Source organism: Paractinoplanes polyasparticus (assembly GCF_019710575.1).
GTDB lineage: Bacteria > Actinomycetota > Actinomycetes > Mycobacteriales > Micromonosporaceae > Actinoplanes > Actinoplanes polyasparticus.
In genome coordinates, this window is record NZ_JAHWFK010000017.1 from 1 (window position 1) to 17,066 (window position 17,066).

At 72.6% G+C, this 17,066-nt stretch carries 16 protein-coding genes; 8 read left to right on the forward strand and 8 right to left on the reverse strand.

Going from position 1 to position 17,066, the window contains the following annotated elements:
• Positions 1-111: 111 nt before the first annotated feature.
• Positions 112-1,275 (reverse strand): acyl-CoA dehydrogenase family protein, encoded by a 1,164-nt coding sequence (locus KXC43_RS18755; RefSeq protein ID WP_221377380.1) that lies wholly within the window; start codon positions 1,273-1,275, stop codon positions 112-114.
• 61 nt (positions 1,276-1,336) lie between these two features.
• Between KXC43_RS18755 and KXC43_RS18760 the strand changes: the two genes are divergently transcribed.
• From KXC43_RS18760 to KXC43_RS18780, 5 genes are all read left to right on the forward strand, one after another.
• The gene (locus KXC43_RS18760) at positions 1,337-1,936 is read left to right on the forward strand and encodes a TetR/AcrR family transcriptional regulator (protein ID WP_221377381.1); all 600 of its coding nucleotides are present in this window, start codon (positions 1,337-1,339) and stop codon (positions 1,934-1,936) included.
• Between the two features lie 118 nt (positions 1,937-2,054).
• Positions 2,055-3,152: a S8/S53 family peptidase gene (locus tag KXC43_RS18765; protein ID WP_221377382.1), complete on the forward strand. Its 1,098-nt coding sequence runs from the start codon at positions 2,055-2,057 to the stop codon at positions 3,150-3,152.
• Positions 3,145-3,705 (forward strand): RNA polymerase sigma factor, encoded by a 561-nt coding sequence (locus tag KXC43_RS18770; protein WP_221377383.1) that lies wholly within the window; start codon positions 3,145-3,147, stop codon positions 3,703-3,705. Before KXC43_RS18765 ends, KXC43_RS18770 begins: the two co-directional genes overlap by 8 nt.
• Positions 3,705-4,151: a hypothetical protein gene (locus KXC43_RS18775; RefSeq protein WP_221377384.1), complete on the forward strand. Its 447-nt coding sequence runs from the start codon at positions 3,705-3,707 to the stop codon at positions 4,149-4,151. Before KXC43_RS18770 ends, KXC43_RS18775 begins: the two co-directional genes overlap by 1 nt.
• Positions 4,148-6,592 carry a CHAT domain-containing protein gene (locus KXC43_RS18780; RefSeq protein ID WP_221377385.1) on the forward strand — a complete coding sequence of 815 codons (2,445 nt, stop codon included), beginning with the start codon at positions 4,148-4,150 and terminating at the stop codon, positions 6,590-6,592. Before KXC43_RS18775 ends, KXC43_RS18780 begins: the two co-directional genes overlap by 4 nt.
• Here the strand turns inward: KXC43_RS18780 and KXC43_RS18785 are convergent.
• Entirely contained in the window at positions 6,580-7,611 is a 1,032-nt protein-coding gene (locus KXC43_RS18785) for a sialidase family protein (RefSeq protein WP_221377386.1), read from the reverse strand. The genes KXC43_RS18780 and KXC43_RS18785 overlap by 13 nt on opposite strands.
• 193 nt (positions 7,612-7,804) lie before the next feature.
• Between KXC43_RS18785 and KXC43_RS18790 the strand changes: the two genes are divergently transcribed.
• Positions 7,805-8,401 carry an SMI1/KNR4 family protein gene (locus KXC43_RS18790; protein ID WP_221377387.1) on the forward strand — a complete coding sequence of 199 codons (597 nt, stop codon included), beginning with the start codon at positions 7,805-7,807 and terminating at the stop codon, positions 8,399-8,401.
• A 7-nt stretch (positions 8,402-8,408) separates the two neighbouring features.
• On the opposite strand, the gene KXC43_RS18795 is transcribed toward KXC43_RS18790, so the two are convergent.
• The 3 genes from KXC43_RS18795 to KXC43_RS18805 are packed head-to-tail and all read right to left on the reverse strand — an operon-like array spanning position 8,409 to position 11,440.
• On the reverse strand, positions 8,409-8,846 hold the full coding sequence (locus KXC43_RS18795) for a GNAT family N-acetyltransferase (protein WP_221377388.1): 438 nt from the start codon (positions 8,844-8,846) through the stop codon (positions 8,409-8,411).
• A gap of 3 nt (positions 8,847-8,849) precedes the next feature.
• The gene (locus tag KXC43_RS18800; RefSeq protein WP_221377389.1) at positions 8,850-10,376 is read right to left on the reverse strand and encodes an Hsp70 family protein; all 1,527 of its coding nucleotides are present in this window, start codon (positions 10,374-10,376) and stop codon (positions 8,850-8,852) included.
• A 44-nt stretch (positions 10,377-10,420) separates the two neighbouring features.
• Positions 10,421-11,440, reverse strand: coding sequence for an LLM class flavin-dependent oxidoreductase (locus KXC43_RS18805; protein WP_221377390.1), 1,020 nt, complete (start codon positions 11,438-11,440; stop codon positions 10,421-10,423).
• A gap of 287 nt (positions 11,441-11,727) precedes the next feature.
• Between KXC43_RS18805 and KXC43_RS18810 the strand changes: the two genes are divergently transcribed.
• Positions 11,728-12,630, forward strand: a complete 903-nt coding sequence (locus KXC43_RS18810) for an EamA family transporter (protein ID WP_221377391.1) — start codon at positions 11,728-11,730, stop codon at positions 12,628-12,630.
• Between the two features lie 14 nt (positions 12,631-12,644).
• On the opposite strand, the gene KXC43_RS18815 is transcribed toward KXC43_RS18810, so the two are convergent.
• From KXC43_RS18815 to KXC43_RS18825, 3 genes are read right to left on the reverse strand one after another with little or no spacing between them, the layout of a single operon-like run.
• Positions 12,645-13,115 (reverse strand): molybdenum cofactor biosysynthesis protein, encoded by a 471-nt coding sequence (locus KXC43_RS18815; RefSeq protein WP_221377392.1) that lies wholly within the window; start codon positions 13,113-13,115, stop codon positions 12,645-12,647.
• Positions 13,116-13,124: 9 nt separating this feature from the next.
• The gene (locus KXC43_RS18820) at positions 13,125-14,429 is read right to left on the reverse strand and encodes a neutral zinc metallopeptidase (protein ID WP_221377393.1); all 1,305 of its coding nucleotides are present in this window, start codon (positions 14,427-14,429) and stop codon (positions 13,125-13,127) included.
• Positions 14,430-14,489: 60 nt separating this feature from the next.
• A complete protein-coding gene (locus KXC43_RS18825) occupies positions 14,490-16,124 on the reverse strand; it encodes an ABC-F family ATP-binding cassette domain-containing protein (RefSeq protein WP_221377394.1) in 1,635 nt (544 codons plus the stop codon).
• Positions 16,125-16,732: 608 nt separating this feature from the next.
• Between KXC43_RS18825 and KXC43_RS18830 the strand changes: the two genes are divergently transcribed.
• A partial coding sequence (locus KXC43_RS18830) for a hypothetical protein (protein WP_221377395.1) occupies positions 16,733-17,066 on the forward strand: 334 nt, incomplete at its 3' end.

Sequence of the window (17,066 nt, forward strand, 5' to 3'; positions counted from 1 at the left end):
ATGGTTTTGGTCTCGGTTTTCCGCCGCGGGGCATTACACATGGTTTTGGTCTCGGTTTTCCGCCGCGGGGCATTACACATGGTTTTGGTCTCGGTTTTCCGCCGCGGGGCATTACAGCGCACGGGCGATCAGCTCCTTCATGATCTCGTTCGTGCCGCCGTAGATCTTCTGCACGCGCGCGTCGGCGTACATCCGGGCGATCGGGTACTCCGTGGTGTACCCGTAGCCACCGAAGATCTGCAGGCAGCGGTCGACCACCTCGCACTGGCCCTCGGTGAGCCAGGCCTTGGCCATGGCGGCCGTGGCGACGTCGAGTTCCCCTTTCGTGTGCCGGGTGATGCAGTCGTCCAGGAACACCCGCGACACCCTCGTCCGGGTCGCGCAGTCGGCCAGGACCATCCGGGTGTTCTGGTGTCCGATCAGGGGCTTGCCGAAGGCGGTCCGTTCCTTGGCGTACGCCGTGGAGAGCTCGACCGCGCGCTGCATCGCCGCCACCGCGCCCACGCCGATGACGAGGCGTTCCTGGGGCAGCTGGCGCATCATCTGGAAGAAGCCCGAGCCCTCGGTCTCGAGCAGGTTGGCCGCCGGCACGCGGAAGTCGTCGAAGAACAGCTCGGCGGTGTCGTTGGCGTGCAGGCCGATCTTCTCCAGCAGCCGGCCGCGCCGGAAGCCGGGCCGGTCGTCGCCGAGTTCGCAGACCAGCAGGCTGATGCCGGCCGCCCGCTGCGACGGGTCGGTCTTGACGGCCAGGATCAGCAGGTCGGCGAGGCCGCCGTTGGTGATGAAGGTCTTCGACCCGCTGACCAGGTAGTCGTCACCGTCCCGGACGGCGCGGGTCCGGATCTCCTGCAGGTCGGAGCCGCCGCCGGGCTCGGTCATGCCGATCGCGCCGACCAAATCGCCCGAGCACAGACCCGGGAGCCACCGCCGCTTCTGGTCATCGTTCCCGTACGCCACCAGATAGCCCGTCACGATGCCACTGTGCACCGCCAGGCCGAGGCTGCCCTCGCCGCACGCCATCTGCTCGTGCAGCAGCACCGCCTCGTGGGTGAAGTCGCCACCCCCGCCGCCGTACTGTTCGGGCACGCTCAGCCCCAGCAGGCCCAGCTTGCCCGCCGCGCGATAATGCTCGCGGTCGGGATGACCCTGCTGTTCATGGCGGGCCGCGTGGGGCAGCACCTCGTTGACGAAGAAGCTGCGGGCCAGCTCGGCGAGGGCTTCGTGCTCGGGCTCGAGCCACGCCGGGGCGTACCCGTCCAGTCCGGGGGTGGGCATTGACCTACCCTTTCGGCTTGTTGGCGCAGTGTCAACAACGACTTGCCGTAAGGTCATCGCCGTGAGTGTGCAGGCGGGACCGCGCCGGCGGCTGGAACCGGACGCGCGGCGGGCGCAGATCCTGTCCGTGGCCGTGCGCCTGTTCGGGGAACGCGGCTACGCCGACGTCTCCACAACCGACGTCGCACGCGGCGCCGGCGTCGCCCGCGGGCTGGTCAACCACTACTTCGGCACCAAGAAGGACCTCTACCTCGAGGTCATCCGGGTCATGCTCACCGTGCCCGGGGTGGCCATCGCCGGGCTGCCCGAGGGCGACCTGCCCACCCGGATCGACGCGATCGTCAGCTGGTTCCTCGACGTCGTCTCCCGGCACAGCCGCTCGTGGCTGGCCGCGATCACCGCCGGCGGCATGGCCGGCGACACCGACGTCGACCGGGTGATCGCCGAGGCCATCGACGCCGCGGCCGACGCCGTGCTGCACGCGGTCGGCCACCCGGCGCCCGGCCCGGCCCCGCACGCCATGGCGCGGTCCTATGTGGGCCTGGCCGTGTCGACCGCCAGCGAGTGGTTGCAACGCGGCGTGCTCACCCGCGCTCAGGTGCACCGGTTGCTCGCCGCCACCCTGCTGACCATGGTGGAGCAGGTCTTCCCGGACGCTTAGTGGTCCGCGTCCAGCCGATCGACGGACTGTGCGGGATGGCTGCGGTGGGAACGATGGGTATCTGCGAGCTCCGCTCACACCCGTGACGGGTACCCAACCTCTCGTTCCCGGAGCTGACATGGCTGACAAAAAGCTCGACAAGGATCGATACAGCGCGGACACCCTCACGATCGGCGGCGAGGTCGACGTCGACGAACTGAACGACCGGCTCGACCGGGACGGCCGCGGCCGGCCCTTCTCAGCGCCCGGACGCCGCGCCGGCGCCCGACGGATCGTCACGGTCGGGAAGGGCCAGGCGGTGCCGGTGTTCGAGGCGCTGTGCGGCTCGGACTTCGATCTGCGGCTCGACAACCTGCACGTCGGCGGCTGGGAGTTCATGGGCAAGCACTGGGGACACGGCTTCACCTGGTCGGAACTCGCGTTGCTGGAGGCGGACAAGCCGCCCCGGCCCCCGTGGGAGAAGCTCCCCGCCGGCCTGCGCCGCCCGGTGATCGCCCTGCTCGACACCGGGGTCGAACAGCATCCGTGGATCCGGGTCGGCACGCCCGACGACCCGTTCGTCATCCACGCCGAAGAGGTCGACCGGCCGCGGCCCTTCCCCCGGATGCTGCCGGTGTTCTCGCCGGGCGGGGGACCGGGGCGCGACGCCGGGCACGCCACCTTCATCGCCGGGCTGATCCGCAGTGCCGCGCCCAGCGCGCGGATCCTCTCGCTGCAGGTGATGGACGACCGGGGCAAGGTGCAGGAGTCCCGGGTTCTCGAGGCGCTGTCCTGGCTGTCCGACTACGCCGGGCTGACCGGCCCCGACGCGGGCGCCGGCCGCCCGGTCGACGTGGTGTGCATGGCGTTCGGACGCGAGCCCGACGACCCCGATCCGTTCGCCGAGGTCGAGAACGCGATGAAACCGTTCACCGACGCCGGCATCCCGCTGGTCGCCTCGGCCGGCAACGACCACACCGACAAGGAGGTGAAGCCGGCCGCCTCGGAGTCGGTGATCGCGGTCGGCGCCGGTTTCGGCCGCTACCACGCCGACTTCAGCAACTACGGCGACTGGGTGAACCGCTACCGCGACGGCGTCGACATCGTGGACATCCTGCCCGGCACGGCCGCCGACGGCTCCGAAGGACGCTGGGTCAAGTGGAGCGGCACGTCGTTCGCGGCCGCCGCCTTCGCCGCAGACCTGGCCCGGCCGCAGGTCGACCGCGGCCATGTCTGACGTGCGCCTGGGCGCGCTGCTCGAACGGGCGCGGGACGGCGACCGCGACTCGCTGCAGGAGCTGGTGCGCGAGCTGAACCCGGTGCTGTGGCGGGTCGCCCGCGGGCAGGGGCTGACCGCCGAGGACGCGGCCGACGTGGTGCAGACCTCGTGGCTCGAACTGCTGCGGCGGCTGCACGAGATCCGTACGCCCCGGGCCGTGACCGCCTGGCTCATCACGGCCACCCGCCGCGAGGCGTGGCACCGCCGGCACCGCGGCCGGCGCGACGTGCCGGACGGGACGCTCGCGCTCGACGGCGTGGCCGATCCCGGCCCGCCGCCCGACCAGCGGCTGCTCACCGACGAGCGGGACAGGGTGCTGTGGACCCACTTCTCCCGGCTCTCGCAGCGCTGCCGCGACCTGCTCGGCATCGTCGCGCAGGTGTCCCGGCCCGACTACTCGGCCATCGCCGAGGCGTTCGGGATGCCGCACGGCAGCATCGGGCCCACCCGCGGCCGCTGCCTGGCCAAGCTGCGCGAGATGCTGCTGGCCGACCCCACCTGGGGCGCGTGATGGATCCCCTGGACGCCGAGATCCTGGACCGGATCGCGCGCTTCGACCCACCCCCGGCGGACCTCGACGACCGGGTCCTGTTCGCCGTCGAGCTCGGTTCGCCGGCGGCCGAGGTGGCTCACCGGGCCGAGGAGACGCTGGTCGGCTCGGGCGCCCGGGCGGCGGGCGAGCGCACCCGCACGATCACGTTCGACGCCGACAGCCGCTCGGTGATGATCACCGTGGTCGATCGCCCCGACAACCTGGTCCGGATCGACGGCTGGCTCGCCCCCGGCGCCGCGTTGCGGGTCGAGCTGCGCCGGCCCGAACCGGCCCCGGCGCGTACGGTCACGGCCGACGACACCGGCCGGTTCGTCTTCGACGAGGTGCCGCACGGCCTGGCCCAGCTGCTGGTGCACGGCGACAACGGCAACGCCCGGGTGGTGACGCCATCGCTGGTGCTGTGACGCTGCTCGAGGGCCGGGCCGGTCGGCTGTACGCGTCCGGGGTCGAGGCCAGCGAGGACGGGCGGCCGGCGCTCGCGGTGCGCCGGCTGCGGGCGGCGCTGCGGCTGACCGCTTCCGATGCCGTACGAGGCCGGGTGCTCGTCACGTTGGCCTGGGCCGAGAGCGAGCGGGGCCGGGTCGACCTCGGCTTCCGCCTGCTCGACGAGGCCGAGCCGTTGCTGCCGGCGCCGGCCCGGGCCGTGCTGCACGCCCAGCGGGCAGTGCTGTTGCACCGCAACGGCCGTGGGGAACGCGCGCTGCCGGAGTTCGACCGCGCGATCGCCGGGTTGGTGGCGGGCGGGGAGCCGCTCGATCTGATCAAGGCGCTCAACAACCGCAGCCTGGTGCACCTGGACGCGGGCCGGGTGGCGGCCGCCCGCGCCGACCTCAGCCACGCGGTGCGCCTCGCCCGGCAGCACGGGATGGCGTTCGCGGTGGCCCTGCTGACGGTCAACCTCGGCTACCTCGACGTGGTCGCCGGGGACCTGCCCGCGGCGCTGGGCGCGTTCGCGGCCGCCCGCGACACCTACGAGCAGACTGCGTCCGGCCGGCTGCCCGCGTTGGCCATCGAGCGTGGGCGCGCTTTGGTGGCGGCCGGGCTGTTCCGCGAGGCCGACCGATCGCTGGCCGCAGCGGTGGAGCAGGCCCGCGCTCAGGGCGAGGAGCATGTCGTGGCCGACGCTCTGCAGGTGCGGGCCGAGGCGGCGCTGCTGGCCGGACGTGATCGGGCTGCGGTCGCTTGGGCGGGGGAGTGCCGGGCGCTGTTTCTGCGGCGGGGGAACCGGCGGCGGGCGGCGCTGGCGGAGCTGCTGGCTCTGCGGGCCGGGCAGCCGGATGCGCGGCAGGCTCGCCGCCTGGCGTCGTCGTTGCGGCGGCTCGGACTGGACGAGGACGCCCGGGTCGCGGAGCTGGTCGCCGCACGCGCGTCGGCGGTCTCCCGGATCCCCGTGGTAGCGCCGGGGCGACGGCTCGATCGACTGGACACCCGGCTGCTGCGGCGCCTCACGCGGGCGGAACTGGCCCGGATCAGCGGCAGGCCCGCGGAGGCTGATCGGGAACTGGCGGCAGGGATGGCGACTCTGCAGCGGCACCGGGCACGCTTCGGCTGCCTCGACCTGCAGACCGGCGCCTCGGCCCACGGTCGCGATCTGGCCGCGGCCGGGCTGGCGGCTGCCCTGGACAGCGGCTCCCCGGCGGCCGTCCATCGATGGTCGGAGCGGAGCCGGGCCCAGGCATTGTTGCTACCGGCGGTGCGACCTCCCGACGACCCGGCGGTTGCGGCCGATCTGGAGGACCTTCGACAGACCCGGTACGCGTTGCGGGCCGCTCAGCTGGAAGGCCGGGCCGCGGCGGCGCTGCGCGGGCGGGTGGAGGTGCTGGAACGACGGGTCCGGGAGAGCGCGTGGTCGCTGCGGGGTGTGGAGGGTGGCAGGCACGCCCCGGCGTCGCTGAGTGCGGTGCGGGCCCGGCTCGGTGACGGAACCGCGCTGGTGGCTTACCTGTGCTCGGCGGGCGAGTTGCGAGCGCTGGTCGTGACCCGGACGCGGGCGATCGTGGCCGGCCTGGGGAAGTGGGCCGTCGCCGAGGAGGCGGTGCTGCGGCTGCGAGCCGACCTCGACACCGGCGCCGGGCGGGCGCTGCCGTCCCGGCTGGCCGACGCGGTGGGCGCCGCGACCCAGCACGATGCCCGGGCGCTGCAGCGGGCCGTGCTCGCCCCGATCGCCCCGTTGATCGGCGACCGTGATCTGGTGGTCGTGCCGACCGGAGTGCTCATGACCGCGCCGTGGGCCCTGCTGCCGTTCTGCTCCGGACGGCCCGTCACTGTCGCGCCGTCCGCCACCGCCTGGCTGGCCACCTCCGCTCGCAGGAGCGAAGGCCCGGTCGCTCTGATCGCCGGGCCGGGCAACCAGCGGGGGGAAGCTGAGATCGCCGAGATAGCGGGCATGTACGCCGAGGCGACCGTGCTCATCGGTGATCGGGCCGGCCCCGCCGCCACCCTGGCCGCGCTCGACGGCGCTGGGCTGGCCCACGTCGCGGCGCACGGCCGGCACGAGGCCGAGAACGCGCTCTTCTCCGCGCTCGACCTGGCCGGCGGCCCGCTGCTCGGCTACGACCTGCAGCGCCTGACCCGGCCGCCGCAGGTGGTCGTGCTGTCGAGCTGCGAGCTGGGCCTCACCGAGGTGCGCGCCGGTGACGAGACGTTCGGGCTGGCCTCGGCCCTGCTGGCCGCCGGCGCCGCGACCGTCGTGGCCAGCGTCGCCCGGGTGGCCGACGACGCCGCCCGGGACGTCATGGTGTGCTTCCACCGTGAGCTGGTGGCCGGCCGGTCGCCCGCGGCGGCCCTGGCCGGGGCGGCCGCGGGAACCGGCTTCGTGTGCCTCGGCGGGGGTCAGGCCGGGTAGTCGTCCGGCGTCGTGTAGAAGCCGATCACCGTGGCCTCGTTGACGTCGAAGCCGAGCGTGAGGAACCGGCCCGGCGCCAGCTCCACGCTGGAGGGGTTGGCCTGGTCGGCGTGGCCCGAGTCGTACAGCTGCACGTCGCCGTACCCGTCCCAGGTCTTGCGGGGGTCGCGGACGAGCCGGCCCACCGTCTCGCGGTGCTCGACCCACCGCGACGACAGGTCGCCGTAGGTCACCAGCACCTCGCCCGAGCTCAGCGGCAGCGCGTGGTGCGACGACGCCGGCATGTCGGTCGGCTGCTTCTCGGTCCAGGTGTGGCCGCCGTCGGTCGAGCGGCTGAGGTACGCCCGGTTGTCCGTCGTCCGGATCAGCGCGACCAGTTCGCCGTCGTCGAGCAGCGTCAGCGTCGGTTCCTGGAAGTGGATGCCGCCGGCCTCGTTCTCGGCCAGCAGCACCTCGCTGTCGGCCGGCCAGGTCAGGCCGCCGTCGGTGCTGCGGACGACCGTCGCCTGCATCCACTTGCGACCGGGCAGCCGGCCGTAGAGCGGCAGCAGCACGTCGCCGTTGGGGAGTTGGGTGGCCGCGCCGTGCGAGGCCGCCCAGGTCGGAACGGCCGGGTGGTAGCGGCCGTTCTCGTGGATCATGTTGGTGCCGACCTCGATGGCGTCGCTCCAGGTGCGGCCGCCGTCGGTGCTGCGGTGCACGAAGGTGCCGTACGTCGAGTGCAGCGGCGGGTTGGTGCTCCAGTTGATCACGAAGTAGCTCAGCAGGACGGTGCCGTCGGCCAGCACGCCCAGCTTCGGGTCGCGGTCGTCCCACTGCCCGTCGACCACCACCCGCGGCTCCGACCAGGTGCGGCCGTCGTCGGCGCTCTCGACCAGGGTGATCCGCCCGTCCGAGCGCACGTGGGCCGTGCCCTCGCGGTAGCCCGCCAGCAGACGGCCGTCGGCCAGTTTGACGATGTCGGGGAAGTGCGCCAGCAGACCGTCTCGGGCCCGGGCCACAGTGAACGGCGTCGGCATGCTCAAACCTCCAAGTTCGGCGTGTCCGCACCCATCTAACCGTTCCCGCGACCGGCTGTGGCCCGCGCCCCCGGCGGGTAGAGTCGGTGCCATCGACAGCACAGTCACGCTCTGGCGGACCACCGGACAGGCCGAACTCGACGAAGTCGCCGGGTCGGGCTGGCGGGCTTGGCCGCGGGCCGCCCTGGTGGCGGTGGGTGACCGGCGGGAGGCGACGCGGCTCGCGCGCGAGCAGCACGTGCCCGCCGAGGGCGTCGCCTACGTGACGCGTTTCGAGGTCGAGCGGGCCGGTGTCGACGGCCGCGGCGACGTCGTCGAGATCGCCGCCGACCAGGTCGACGAGTTCAACAAGCACATCACCGGCGCCATCGTCGAGGAGGCCGACTATCGCGGGCCGGTCGGCGACGACGAGTTCGCCGAGGCCGAGGCCGCTCTCGGGCGGCCGCTGCCGGCGGCGTGGCGCGAGCACCTGCAGTCCCCGTCGTGGTTCCGCCGGGGCTGGCTGACCGCGAGCGGCGCGTACGTCTGGCTGCACACCCCGCGCGAGATGCTCGAGATCCACCGGGCCTGGGAGGATTCCGTGGCCGCCCACCCGGGCATCGCCATCATCGGCGGCGACGGCTCGCGGGAGCAGCTGGTGCTCGACCTGCGGCACGACCCGCCCCCGGTGCTGCTGGCCGGCCTGGCCAGCGAGGGCTGGAACACCACGTTCCGCCAGTCGGCCGACGTCGCGCAGCTGATCGCGCGGATCGAGTCCGGCACGTTCGAGTTCGACTTCGGCAAGGACTAGGCAGGAGCTAGAGCTTCTTCACGAAGAAGACGCGCCGGAAGCCCTGCTCGGTCGAGCGCCCCACCTCGCGGAAACCCCGCCGGGGGTAGTAGGCGATGTTCTCGGTCATCGCCTCGTTCGTGCAGAGCCGCACCTCGGGCAGGCCCAGCGCCCGTGCCCGCTGGTCGGCGAAGGCCAGCAGCCGTCCACCGATGCCGCGTCCCTGGGCCGCGGGCGCCACCGCGATGGTCACCACCTCGAGGTGGTCGTCGAACGCCTCCAGGTGCATCATCCCGAGCAGCCCGCCGCCGTCGGCCACCACCCAGCACCGGCCCGCGCCCACCAGCTGGTCGTAGTCGGCCAGCATCGGCATCGGTTTACCGCCGACGCGCGGGATGTAGTGCGTGAACGCCTCGTCGACCAGTCGCCGGACACCGTCGGCGTCGCGCGCGAGCTCCACGTCCACGGTTCACCCCCTCCCGATCCGGGCCATGCCCACCGCCAGCAGCACCAGCCCCACGGCCAGCGCGCTCAGACCGACAACCATGGCGGCGTACGACGAGATCAGCCACCACCCTGGGCCGGCCACCGCCAGCCCGGCGCCGGCCGCGATGACTGTCACGGCCCCCCGCCGGGTGCCCCGGCCCTCGGCCGGTAGAGGGTCGGCCGCGGGGGCGGTGGCGTAGGTCAGCCGCGTCTTGCCGACGCCGATGACGTCGCCGGGACGCAGTGGCTCGGGTTGCCCCACCCGGTGGCCGTTCAGGCTGGTGCCGTTCGTGCTGCCCGCATCGGCGACCCAGTGGAGGCCGCCGGACCAGCTGACCTCGGCGTGCCGGCGGCTGGCGTACGCATCGGTGAGCCGCAGATCCGCGGTGAGGGCCGTGCCGATCAGCACCGCGCGCTCCGTGGGGAGCGTGAACTGGGTGGCGGCCCCGGCCACGTGGAGGCAGGCTTGCGCCCGCGTCCCCGATGCCGGTGGCAGCGGCACCGGCGACCGCGGGGCGGCAATCGGCGGTGGTGCCGCGCGGTGCGGGACGACGGGCAGCGGCGCCTCGAGCCGGGGCAGCAGCGCGCATCCCTCGGCCACGGCCAGCTCGGGCTGTCGCACCGTGATCGGTTCGAGCCCGGTCGCCGACTCGAGCAACGCGCGCAGCAGCGGGATGCGGCTGCCTCCGCCCACCATCAGCAGGGCCGAGGCCGGGCCCATCCCGGTCACGGCTTGGACGACACGCAGGAGGACCAGCCGGGCCAGAGCTTCGAATTCCGTCCGGGTGACCGTCAGCTCGGTGTCGGCCAGCGGCACGGTGAACGAGGCCGACTCGTCGGACGACAGCCGCTCCTTCAGCGCCCGCACCTCTTCCCGGAGCAGCAGCCGCGCGGCCCGGTCGACCGGCGTCAGCGGGTCGTCCAGGCGGTGCCAGACCGTCCGGTCGAGCTCGGTTATCCGGGCGCCGGCCAGCGTGACGAGGTCGACGTCGAGCCGGATGCCGCCGGTGTCGGCGAGGGTCTCGAAGCCGACCTGTTCGTAGCCGCCGGCCGTGCGCCGCACCAGGCCGACGTCGCAGCTGCTCGCGCCCGCGTCGACCACCAGCAGCGTGCTGCCGACGGCGAGCCGCTCACCGAGGAGGGCGGCGGCCGCCACCGTCTCGCCGACGACCTCGACGCCGCTCAATCCGGTGCGGCTCACCGCCTCGGCCAGGGCGGACCGCCGGGGCGGCGCCCACTCGGGTGGGCAGGCCACCGTCGTCTCGACGGCCTCGGCGCCGGCCGCCCGCCGCACCTCGACGGCAATGCGGGCCAGGTGCCGCGGCAGCGGAGAACCCGGCAGCAGCGGATCACGGTGGCCCGGATAGACCGGGTCGGCCGACGACGGCATGAGCGGCGACCCGCCGGCCAGGATGGGCCGTGGAAGCGTCCCCGGCGCGCGCAGCATCGCGACCGTGTGCGCGGTGCCGATGCTGATCCCGGCCCGCCATGCCCGTGCCGACATGGTCATGCCAGGCATAGTGCCACGTGATCACGCCGTCGCGCTGCGCTTGTTCACGCGCGTGACCAGCCGATGGCCGGGGCGATGAGCCGGGTGATCGTCTCGAGGATCCGGGCGTTGTAGGCCACGCCGAGCTGGTTGGGGACGGTGAACAGGATCGTGTCGGCTGCCTGCACGGCGGCGTCGGCCGCGAGCTCGGCCGCGATCTGGTCCGGCTCTCCGGCGTACGTACGCCCGAAGCGCGACCGGACCCCCTCGAGCAGACCGACCTGGTCCTCGTTCTCCTGCCGTCCGAAGTAGACGCGGTCGATCTCCTCGGTGATCGGCAGCACGCTGCGCGAGATCGACACGCGCGGCTCCCGGTCGTGACCGGCCTCGGCCCACGCCGCGCGGTAGAGCGAGATCTGCTCGGCCTGCAACTCGTCGAACGGCACGCCGGTGTCCTCCGACAGCAGCGTCGAGCTCTGCAAGTTCACGCCGATGCCGGCCGCCCACTGCGCCGTGGCCCGGGTGCCCGCGCCCCACCAGATGCGCTCACGCAGCCCGGGCGACTGCGGTTGGATCGCCAGCCCGCCGCTCACGCCGGTGCGGGCGGGGTCGGTGCGAGCCACCACTGCGCCCGAGATCGCGTCCAGAAAGATCTCGGTCTTGGACCGGGCCAGGTCGGCCGCGGTGGTCCCCTCGGGCGGCACGTAGCCGAAGACCTCGGCCCCGCGCAGCACTGTCTCCGGCGATCCCCGGCTCACGCCCAGCTGCAGGCGCCCGCCGCTGATCAGGTCGGCCGCCGCCGCCTCCTCGGCCATGTAGAGCGGGTTCTCGTAGCGCATGTCGATCACACCGGTGCCGATCTCGATGCGCGAGGTGCGCGCGCCGATCGCGGCCAGCAGCGGGAACGGGGACGCGAGCTGCCGTTCGAAGTGGTGCACCCGCACGAACGCGCCGTCGACCCCGAGCTCTTCGGCGGCCACGGCCAGCTCGATGGTCTGCAGCAGTGAGTCGCCGGCAGTGCGGGTCTGCGACCCGGTGGCGTCGCGCCAGTGCCCGAACGACAAGAACCCGATCTTCTTCTTCACGCTTGGCCCCAACCCCGCCGGTGGTCCGGCGATTCCCGCCGGTCACGGGCCTTTTCTCGTACGCGCTACGACCGTCCGCCGGAGGCGGTGCGCACCGTGCGTGCCGGTCCGGGGACGAGCCGCTACGATGAGCCCATGCGCCGCCCGATCGCATTCTCCCCGCCCCGCCCCGCTCCTGAGCGGGACGGCTTCTGATCCTCCGCGCGATTCTCTCCGCGCGGCGGCGCCTCACCGGGCTCGTCCCGCTTCCGCGACCATGTCTCCCTTCGTCGCAGGAGCGATAACCCGTGCTTGTCATCACCCCGGCCCGTCGGGCCACCAATGGACTCGTCCCCCTGATCGTCGCCGGCTGCCTGTGGGGCACCGGCGGTCTCACCGGCACCCTGCTGGCCCGCGAGAGCGGCCTGTCCGCGCTGGGCGTCGCCGCCGGCCGGCTCGGCGCCGGCGGCCTGCTGCTGGTCACCTTCCTCGTCCTCACCCGGCAGCCCGTCCCGCGCGGACGCGCCGCCTGGACCCGGATCGTCGTCGTCGGCCTGCTCGCCGCCGAGTTCCAGACCTGCTACTTCGCGGCGGTCGCGCACACCACGGTCAGCCTGGCCACCCTGCTCACCATCGGCGCCGCCCCGGTGCTCGTGCTGCTGGCCGAGGCGGTCACCGGCCGCCGCCGGCTCACCGCGGGGGCGGTGGGCACCGCCGCGCTGGCCCTGGCCGGACTGGGACTGCTGGTCGGCGTGCCGGCTGACGGCCTCGACCTGGGCCGGATGCTGACCGGGACCGGCTTCGCGCTGCTGGCCGCGGCCGGCTTCGCGACCATGACCCTGGTCGGCGCGCGCCCGGTCGAGGGCCTCGACGAACTGGCCTCCACCGGTCTCGGCTTCACCCTGGGCGCGGTCGCCCTGGCCCCGCTGGCCGTCGCGGGCGGGCTCAGCTTCACCGCGACCCCGGCCTCGCTCGGCCTGCTCCTGCTGCTCGGGCTGGGCCCGACGGCGCTGGGCTACGCCGCGTACTTCCGGGGTCTGCGCACCACCGCGGCCGGCACCGCGGCCCTCATGGCGCTGCTGGAGCCGCTGGTCGGCACGGCCCTGGCCGTGCTGATCCTGGGCGAGCGGCTGGGCCTGGCCGGCGGGGCGGGCGCGGTGGTGCTGATCGTCGCCCTCGCGGTGGAGAGCCGGTTCAGCGCGCGGCGCTGATCCACGCCGACGTGTCAGCTGACGGTCGCCCGCACCGGCCCGATCCGCAGGATGCCGTCATCGAGCGGAGTGCAGCGGATGCCGCCCTTGCCGCGCAGCGCCTTCCACGCGCCCGGACCGACGGTCACGTCCATCCACGCGCACGGGTGGGCCCGCTGGTTGACCTGCAGCCGCACCGGCCCGTCACCGGAGTCGAGGGTCAGCACCGAGCCGATCAGGTCGTCGACCGCCAGACCGGCGAGCAGCACGTTGCGGCGCACGGCGGCCAGGCCGGCGCCCGCCGGCAGCGATTCCTGGCTGATCACCGTGACGCTCGCGTCGCGGTGGGCCGGCCGTCCGAAGTAGCGGTCGCCGACGATGCCGAGCCCGGCCCGCACCCGCACGTGATCGACGAGTTCACCGGGCGGGGCCGGCGCCGGCCCGTCGGACGGCCGCCCCTCGAACCGGTGCACCGGCGACGCGAGCAGCTCCACGATCACCGGCACCCGGCGATCCTAGTCGGTGCAGGCGCTCAACCCCTTGAGAGTGCCCTCGCGGTAGGCGCCGATCCGGTCGAACGCGGTCGGACCGCTGCCCTCGGTGTTGCGGCCGAACGCCAGCAGCGCCTGCACGGCCTCGTCGAGGTCGCCGGGGGAGAGGGTCAGGCCGCTCTTCGGGTCCCGCAGCAGCAGGTCGTTCGTCCACGAGCCGGCCAGGCAGTCGACCGTCAGCTGGCCCTGTTCGGTGCCGGTGGGCTGGCTGCGGCGGGTCTGCGCGGCCCGGGCGAACAGGTCGCCCAGCAGCATGCCGATCGCGAAGTCGCCGATCCGCTGGTGCAGCGCGGGGCCCAGGCGGGTGCTGTCGAAAGCCACGAAGTCGCCGTCCGGGCAGTAGAACGCGGCGCCCTCGGCCGAGGCGTCCGGCTGCGCGCAGTCCGGCGGCTCCCCGGCCCGGAACGGCTGGATCGCCAGGTCGGCCCAGGCCTGGCCGGTCAGCCGCGGGTACGTCTTCTGCCAGTACTTCTGGGCGTCGTCGGCCAGCAGGCTGACCGCATCGTCGTAGCTGAGGTTGCCGCCGGTTGCCGCCTCCTCGCGGGTTCGGAACGGCACCTCGGTGACCGGCAGGTTGTTCACGCGGTAGCCGGCACAGGTGGTCACACCCTCGTCCACGCCGTCCTGCAGGGCGCGGATGCGGTCGAACGCGTTGCCGTGCGCGCCCTCGGCCAGCGCCGACGTGCCCGGCTGATCCCGCAGCGACAGCATGCCGGCGACGGTGTCGTCGAGCTGGGCCGGCGTCACATCCTTGAACGCCGACGACTTCCCGGCCAGCACGTCCGCCAGCCACGCCCCGGCGTAGCAGTCGGCCTGCTGCTCCATCACCACGGTCGGCTGGTTCTCCGGGCCGATCCGGGCCTGGATGGCGTGTCCGTACTCGTGCGCCATGACAAAACCGACCAGCAGTTCGCCGTACGTCTCCTGAAGTTCCGGAATCAGCTGCTGCGCGTCCCAGGCGATGAAGTCGTCCGGCGGGCAGTAGAAGGCGTTCGGCTGGTACTCGCTCGGTTGCCCGCCGCACGGCGGGGGCGGATCGTTCTGCGTGTACGGGAACTTGCCACCCCGCACCGGCACGAACTCGGCGCCCTCGGCCACCGTCCCGAAGTTGGCCGCCCAGAACCGCTCGACGTCGTTCAGGGCCGGCGTGACCACGTCGCCGCTGGGCCGGGCCTGTTGCCGTTCCTCCCGAACGTCCACGATCGAACACCCGCCGAGCAGGCCGATCGCCGCGACCAGCGCGGTGGTGAACAGACGCTTCGTAGCCATGGGCCACTCCCAGTCGAGATCCCGACCTGCGCGACGCTGATTCCCCACATTGAGGGGTTCTCAACCTGTGACTTTCCCGTCGGCCACCTCGAGGCGCCGGGTGACCGTGACCGCTTCCAGCATGCGCCGGTCGTGCGTGACGAGCAGAAGCGTTCCCTGGTACGACGCCAGCGCCGATTCGAGCTGCTCGATGGCGGCCAGGTCGAGATGGTTGGTCGGCTCGTCCAGCACCAGCAGGTTGACGCCCCGGGCCTGCAGCAGAGCCAGCGCCGCCCGGGTGCGCTCACCGGGGGAGAGGCTGGCCGCCGGCCGCGGCACATGTGCGGTACGCAGCCCGAACTTGGCCAGCAGGGTGCGCACGTCGGCGTCGCTCAGCTCCGGCACGGCTTCCCCGAACGCCACCATCAGCGACTTCTCGCCCAGGAACAGCCCCCGGGCCTGATCGATCTCGCCGACGACCACCCCCGACCCGAGGTGCGCGCTGCCCTCGTCCAGCGGGATCCGCTGCAGCAACGCCCCCAGCAAGGTGGACTTGCCGGCCCCGTTGGCCCCGGTGATCGCCACCCGGTCGGCCCAGTCGATCTGCAACGTGACCGGCCCGAGCCGGAAGTCCCCCCGCTGCACCACGGCATCGCGCAGAGTGGCCACAACCGAGCCCGACCGCGGCGCCGCGGCGATCTCCATCCGCAGCTCCCACTCCTTGCGCGGCTCCTCGACCACCTCCAGCCGCTCGATCATCTTCTCGGTCTGCCGAGCCTTGGCCGCCTGCTTCTCACTGGTCTCGCCCCGCTGATGCTTGGCGATCTTGTCGTTGTCGGGAGCCTTGCGCCGCGCGTTACGCACCCCCTTGTCCATCCAGGCACGCTGGGTGCGGGCGCGTTCGAGCAGATCTTCCTTCTTGTCCGAGTACTCCTCGAACTGCTCCCGCGCGTGCCGGCGCCCCCGCTCCCGCTCCTCGAGGTAGCTGCCGTAGCCGCCGCCGAACAGGTTCACCTGCTGCTGAGCCAGATCAAGTTCCAGAACCTTGGTGACAGTACGGGTGAGAAACTCCCGGTCGTGGCTGACCAGCAGCGTGCCCTTGGTCTGCCCGCCCACGAACCGCTCCAGCCGCCGCAGCCCGTCCAGATCGAGGTCGTTGGTGGGTTCGTCGAGCAGAAAAATGTCGTACCGGCTGAGCAGCAGCGAAGCCATGCCGGTCCGGGCGGCCTGCCCGCCCGAGAGCGCAGTCATCGCATGGTCGAGGCTGACCGTGAGATGAAGGTCGGCCGCCACCTGCTCGGCCCGCTCGTCCAGATCAGCGCCACCCAGATCGAGCCAGCGCTCCAGCGCGCCCGAGTATTCATCGTCCGAACCGGGCCGCCCCTCGGTGAGGGCTTCGGTGGCCCGGTCGAGAGCCAGTTGGGCGGGCCCGACGCCCGTGCGACGGGCCAGGAAGTCGCGCACGGTCTCGCCTTCGCGGCGCTCCCGTTCCTGGGGGAGGTAGCCGACGTTGGCCGTGGGCGGGCTCAGGGTGACTGTGCCGCTCTCGACGGGCACCAGTCCGGCCAGGGTGCGCAGGAGGGTGGTCTTGCCGGCGCCGTTCACCCCGACCAGGCCGATGACGTCGCCTGGCGCTACCACCAGGTCGAGGCCGGAGAACAGAACACGGTCGCCGTGCCCAGCGGCGAGATCCCGGGCAATCAACGTGGCACTCATCGCGGGCTCATCTTAGGGGAGGCGGTCTCGGCGGGCCTGGGGGCGTCGTGGTTGCCGCTTGCTGTCTTCGGGTGGCCGGGCGGCTCCCCGGGCCACGGGTGTCGTGGTCGCCGTCTCTGCCGCCAGTTGTGGTCTTGATGTGGCCGGGCGGCTTGGCAGGCGACGGGCGTCGTGGTCGCCGTCCTTGCAGCCAGTTGCGGTCTCTATGTGGCCGGGCGGCTGGCCAGGCGTTGAGCGTCGTGGTTGGTGTGGGTGCCGCCAGTTGCGGTTTGATGTGGCTGGGCGGCTGGCCAGGCGTGGGGCGTCGTGGCTGGTGTGGCTGCCGCCAGTTGAGGAGGCAAATTGCACGCCTCCTTAATTCGATCTCAACCGGCGTTCCTCAGGGCAATTACTGATTGTTGCAGGATTGATCTGAGTCTGGTTTTTCGTAGCGGGAAATAGCCGCTCAGCGCCTAGCGCGCGGGCCAACATATGAGCATGAATTGGCTCCCCGTGGGTGCGAAGCCAGCTGCCGTCACTCTGTAGTGCTCCCTGGTATTCTTGCAGCTCGGAACGCGTTCGTCGGGCCTCGCTTAGGCTACTCGAGTCTACCTCGAGGCAGGAGATAAATGCTTCTCGCGCTGATCGGCAAAGACAAATTTGGCATGATCAAATCCCGGTGGGGTAGGGCTTTTATCGGTCCAGTGCGGGAGAATGTATGCATGCGGCAGTTACAGTTGTTCAACACGGTGGAACTGGCGAAAATGCGCGACCGCACCAAGGCGCGAAACTGGTCTCCCGCGGGCGACGAGTTCCGCCGTGAGCACGAGCGTCACCGCGCGTGGGGTCTTCAGCAACGCCACGCGGCCAAAGCCGCATACCTCCGCCGGGCACGCCGCGCAGCCGAGCCGCGCGACCTATCAGCCTCGACACCCATCCCGGCCGATCCACCGGAAATCCCGC

What these genes read in the sequence shown, in the direction of transcription:
- KXC43_RS18755 (WP_221377380.1), bottom strand. Translation starts at nt 1,275, where the DNA reads ATGCCCACCCCCGGACTGGACGGGTACGCCCCGGCGTGGCTCGAGCCC.
- KXC43_RS18765 (WP_221377382.1), top strand. Translation starts at nt 2,055, where the DNA reads ATGGCTGACAAAAAGCTCGACAAGGATCGATACAGCGCGGACACCCTC.
- KXC43_RS18770 (WP_221377383.1), top strand. Translation starts at nt 3,145, where the DNA reads ATGTCTGACGTGCGCCTGGGCGCGCTGCTCGAACGGGCGCGGGACGGC.
- KXC43_RS18775 (WP_221377384.1), top strand. Translation starts at nt 3,705, where the DNA reads ATGGATCCCCTGGACGCCGAGATCCTGGACCGGATCGCGCGCTTCGAC.
- KXC43_RS18785 (WP_221377386.1), bottom strand. Translation starts at nt 7,611, where the DNA reads ATGCCGACGCCGTTCACTGTGGCCCGGGCCCGAGACGGTCTGCTGGCG.
- KXC43_RS18800 (WP_221377389.1), bottom strand. Translation starts at nt 10,376, where the DNA reads ATGACCATGTCGGCACGGGCATGGCGGGCCGGGATCAGCATCGGCACC.
- KXC43_RS18820 (WP_221377393.1), bottom strand. Translation starts at nt 14,429, where the DNA reads ATGGCTACGAAGCGTCTGTTCACCACCGCGCTGGTCGCGGCGATCGGC.
- KXC43_RS18825 (WP_221377394.1), bottom strand. Translation starts at nt 16,124, where the DNA reads ATGAGTGCCACGTTGATTGCCCGGGATCTCGCCGCTGGGCACGGCGAC.